This window comes from Edaphobacter sp. (genome assembly GCF_035532915.1).
In the GTDB taxonomy this organism is placed as follows: Bacteria; Acidobacteriota; Terriglobia; order Terriglobales; family Acidobacteriaceae; genus Edaphobacter.
The window spans coordinates 1-5,215 of sequence record NZ_DATKQC010000430.1; the positions used below are offsets into that span (position 1 = coordinate 1).

Annotated in this window: 1 protein-coding gene; it reads left to right on the forward strand. The window is 56.6% G+C overall.

Annotated elements, in window-relative coordinates:
* Window positions 1–1,575 precede the first annotated feature (1,575 nt).
* On the forward strand, window positions 1,576–4,911 hold the full coding sequence (locus tag VMU57_RS20170) for an NHL repeat-containing protein (RefSeq protein WP_325386715.1): 3,336 nt from the start codon (window positions 1,576–1,578) through the stop codon (window positions 4,909–4,911).
* Window positions 4,912–5,215 lie beyond the last annotated feature (304 nt).

The following is a 5,215-nucleotide window of genomic DNA, read 5'->3' on the forward strand; positions in this document are numbered from 1 at the left end:
CGGTATGCAGCAGCCACCTTGCGGGAAGGGAGCCCTCCACCTCTGGATTGAGCCCGCGCCTATTGTCGTGTGACGTTCCTAACTCAAGGAAAGAGGTTTGTGAACGGGTGCCATCGAATCATCCATGGTTACCGCATTCCAAGGCCTTCCCTTTTCTGCAAAATTGCCTCCGGGATTCTGGTCACCAGACCGGTTAGCCGACTATACGTCAAGTGGTGGTATCCCACGAAAAGTGGCGCCTACTGGCTGTCCTCTACTTCGGGTGGTCAAATTCCCGGCGGTTAACTGCTCCACCTTCTCGGATCCTCTTTTGCAAATCCCAAGAAGCATTAAATAATCAACCCTACAGGCCATATTGATGGACTCATTTCTGTCAGCTTTTCGGGTGTATCCTTTGAGGACGGAAATGAGACCCGTTACGTCCTGCAGGGCTTGGCGGAGGTAAGACGACCGTTCCGTGTAATTGTGAGCCTCGCTTGCGATGGCCGCCGGATTTGGACCCCTTCGTAGAGCCGACGGGTTTCCACACAGTCGAGTCTTTAACTGCTTGTGCCGACGCCTGAAGGGTTGCTGATTATGTTTCAGTTTAGAAAGCTTCTAACCAACTGTGTACTCATTTTGATCTCCATATGTATGGGGATCTTGTTAGCGGCGGGGTCAAATAAAGAATATATCGTCACGACAATTGCCGGGGGCGTTCCACCCGTCACGCCGGTTGCGGCGGGTAAGGCTCAGATTGGCAGTGTCATGGGCATGGCGGCCGATCGGGCGGGAAACGTCTACTTGAGCACTGACCTGAATTGTGTTTTCAAGGTTGATCCTCGGGGCACACTAACGCGGTTTGCCGGAATCTGCAGTCCAGGTTACTCCGGCGACGGAGGGCCCGCAGTGAACGCGCAATTGGATGACCCCGGAGGGCTGGCTCTGGGCCCGAAAGGCGAACTGTATATTGCAGACCGAGGCAATCTCGCTGTCCGAAAGGTCTCGAAGAAGGGCATCATCGTGTCAGTCGCCGGGAATGCCAAACGCGGGTTGCCGGCGGAATCAGCATCCGCCAGCCAAGTTTCAATTGGCGTTCCTGAAAGTATCGCTGCAGACACGGCTGGCAACCTCTACATCTTGGCCTCATGGCGGATCTATCGAGTGTCGGCGGACGGCACGATTACCACGGTAGCTGGGAATGGAACCGCGGGAGATTCGGGCGATGGAGGTCCGGCAATCCTTGCTCAAGTGAGTTATACGGTTAGTTTAGCTCCAGGACCACGGGGCAGCCTATACATTAGCGGCGACAATAAGGTCCGCAAGATCTCTGCCGCAGGCATTATCACCACTATCGCCGGAACCGGTAAAGCTGGATACTCCGGCGACGGCGGCCCCGCAACGAGCGCACAACTTTCGTCTCCAGAAGGTATCGTCTTCGATCGCGCAGGAAATCTGTATATCACGGATTTGGGCAACTACCGCATTCGCAAAGTTTCCACAAAAGGAACTATCACTACGATTGCGGGAACGGGAGCACGCGACACATCAGGCGACGGAGGACCGGCGGCCAAGGCTGGGATTATGTCGCTTTTTGTGGCCCTCGACGCGAAAGGCAACATCTACCTTGCCGGAGACACGATGCAAGGCATGGGCTGGGGTCGGCTGCGGCGGATTGCAAAAGACGGCATAATCACTACCCTGGCCCGCTCTGGCTCTGCTTATTCTGGCGACGGCGGCGCAGCCTTGCGGGCCCAGCTCTATTCCCCGGGAAGTCTCGCGCTTGATTCTTCCGGCAATCTCTACATTTCCGATGGCTGGAACTGGCGGATTCGGAAAATAGACAAGCATGGCGCCATCTCCACCGTTGCGGGAGACGGGACGTGCTGCGCTGCTTACGACGGCGTCCCGGCTACGCGCTCAGCTATTGGCTCTTATTCCTTTCTGGCCGTGGATCCAAATGGCAATTTGTATATTTCGAACTATGGTTTTCAACGTGTACGCAAGGTATCGCCTGATGGTGTTATCACGACCATCGCCGGCACAGGGGTACCAGGCTTCTCAGGCGATGGCGGGCCTGCGCACGCTGCGCAATTGAACTATCCTAACGGGATTGCGCTGGACTCCGCGGGGAACCTGTACATCGCGGATTCTGATAATCAGCGAGTCCGCAAAGTCGCAACGGATGGAACCATCAGTACTGTTGCTGGAAACGGGAAAGGGGAGCACAGCGGTGATGGTGGCCCCGCTCGCGAGGCAGGGCTTTATGGGCCTGAAGACGTGGTCACGGACTCCGTAGGCAATCTCTATATCTTCGAATCCCAAATTCGCAAAGTGTCACCGGAGGGGATCATTTCCACAGTGGCGAGAATTCCGGATGCTCACTATCCTCCATCCATCGCGGTTGACGACGCGGGAACCCTCTATGCTGTGAGTGAGCACCAGGTGTTCAGGCTCTCGCCCGAAGGGGACCTGCAGATTATCGCAGGGACCGGCAAGCCGGGTCATACAGGTGACGGAGGGGCTGCTTTGGATGCCCGCTTCCAATATCTGCGGGGAATTGCCGTGGATAAGGCCGGCAAGATCTATGTATCGGATGGCAACGCCATCCGTATGCTTACCCTCGCCCCGGTCCAAGCTCTAAAGCCTTCTCTCTTGGGGCCCAGCGATTTGGACGTGGAACTACGTTCTGCGACGGGATCGAACGTTTTCCAAATTGGCGAGAAGATTCCCTTAGAGGTGGCTCTTTCCAGTAGTACGCCAAAGCGCTACCTGGAACCTTGTCGCTTGTTCAACGAAAGCAATTTCGGGTTCCCTCAGTGCCGGTTTTTCAATCACTGGTCGTTCTCCATCCGACCCGCGGGTGGTTGGGTTGATCTCACTCAGGAGTTTCCCTCCGGTCCTGGGATGGGCGGCGGTCCCAGTTTCAAAGTGGCGAATCCCGATCTGTCTTCAAAACCAGTCGTTTACTCCTACATGTTGACGCATCGCTTCCGCTTTGACGCACCGGGAACTTACCATGTGCGCTTCTCGATGGATATTGGACTCGATGACGAGAGTACACAACTGCGCGCAACTCCTAATCCGCGCGCCACACCGCACGCAGTTAAAGTGGAACGGGAGATCGTGTTGAAGATCGTTCCCGCGGCGAGAGAATGGCAGGAAGAAATTGTTCGCCAGGGAGTCAAGGCCTACTCCACGTCATTTCCGAATGGAACCAATCCCACCTCACCAGAAGTCGAGCAAAACACGAAAGCCAGAAATGCGCTTTGCAACTTGGGCACGCCAGAGGCAGCGCGTGCATACGTCAACCTGCTGGTGCGGGATGATATAAATCACCAGGAGGAAGAGAGATGCTTGGAGCACTCAGCAAGTGGCGCGGCGGCAATCGACAAGATGGAGCGTCTTCTCGTCGATCCCGATACCGCCATTAGGCCAGATTTCTTTCGAGTGCTGGTTATGCTGCTGGGCCGGGATCAATCCAAAATCCTCGGGATGCCCATGCTCTCGCAGGATTACGTGGACGCAGAACGACAAAAATTATTCGCAGCGTTGCCGCAAAAGAGGGGTAGTGCACAGGTTTCATCGCTTCTGACCGTACTAGCATATCCCCCCCGCACCAAGGGTAACCCATGGGAGTCTGGCTATGATCTGCCCTTTGCCCCTCCCGTGATTGCTGCCGCGGTTGCGGATTTTGACCGTTTTCCCGCGCAGGACCAGGCATGGCTCCTTGGCGATGGTTGGGTAAGGGTGCGGTCTTCCTTAATGCTGCCGGCAGTGCGTCGCCGGGCGATGGATGGCGACGGGCAAGCGTTGTTGCGCTGGCTGGAGCTTGATCCGCCGGCTGCCGCAGCCTTCATCCGGGAGGAAGTCGTGCGTCCCGCCCCGCGTTTCTCGTCCTTTTACCTCCGGCTCCCGGAGGCCGCGCTGCCAGGGCAGGAGGTCCAAATCGCTGCCAACTTCGTGGCGCTCACGAATACGGACGATCTGACGCGCTCCGCAACACTGTTGCACCGCTATGCGACACGAACCGTTCTGCCAATAGTGCTGCCTTTCATTGATGCAAAGGAAAGCGCATGGCCCTGCTCGGTCCTATTTCCGGCTCTTGCTTATCTATTGAAAGTGTCTCCGAGGGACGCCGAGCAACGCCTCCAGCAGGCCTTCGCCGGAACGCACCGGTGGGCGTGCCAACCGGGCGGTTTCGCGCCCGAATCGAGCAATTTCTTTACTGATATAGGTTTTCTAGAGCCTAGCCCCGTTCTGGATCGACTGGCGATGGCTGAAATCGACAAGGGTCCGGGGCCTCTTGCTGTTGTTGCTGCTGCGTATCTCAGGAAGTACGGGTCGCCATCAATGAAGCCGCTTCTCCGCGAGCAGTTGGCCAGATGGCGCCAAAGATTCGTGGAAAGCGAGGGGAAAGACGAGTCACAGGACCGTAAGGCTACAAACGAGGACAATGCTCTGGCCAGTCTCATTGCTGCATTGGCCGACGCCTACACGAGCGCGCAAGGGTGGTTGCTGTCTCCCAAAGAAGCTGCCGACTTAAGAGCATTGCTGGGAGCCGAAGCAACAAGCCAAGAGGGCTGTGCTTTCCATTGCGGCGCATTGCTCGGAACAGACAAGACCCCCGGCCGTTATGCAATTTATGGCTGGGCAAACGAGAGTTACTACCGGAAGCCAAGTCCAATGGAATTCCTGAATCCGACTGAGCGCCTCCACTACAGTATCAACCAATACCGCTGCGACGACTTGAAGGCCCTGAAAGACAAGATTTCGCAGTTTCCTGCGGGATCGACGTTTGACTTCGCATGGGATTTCTCGGCTGCTGATAGGGACGAAATATTGGAAATAGGGACCTTTTTGCGAACACACGGCTACAGGGTCGGCAATACACACGACTGGAGCTTCTTGCGGCCCGATCCCCCGCAGTAGGAGTGAGCAGATACTTTGTCGCCAGTTAATCCCTTCGGTCAAGGCCGGAGGGAACGAACAGGGGCCTGACAGGGCCTAAGGGCATCGCGACTTCAGGCCATCGAAGTACAAGCCTCAGCCAGAAGTAAGTTGGCAGTGGTTGGACCGGGGCACTTTGACGAGAAACGGGCTAACCTCCGATTTGATGCCCCTCGGGTCCGGCTGGCCGCCGGCCCGCAGGCAGAAACCCCCGTCTTGAGGAAGTCTCCATCAATTTCAGAACCCGTCTGCTCTGCGCACCCCGTGCTGCGTCGACTGCGCAGTC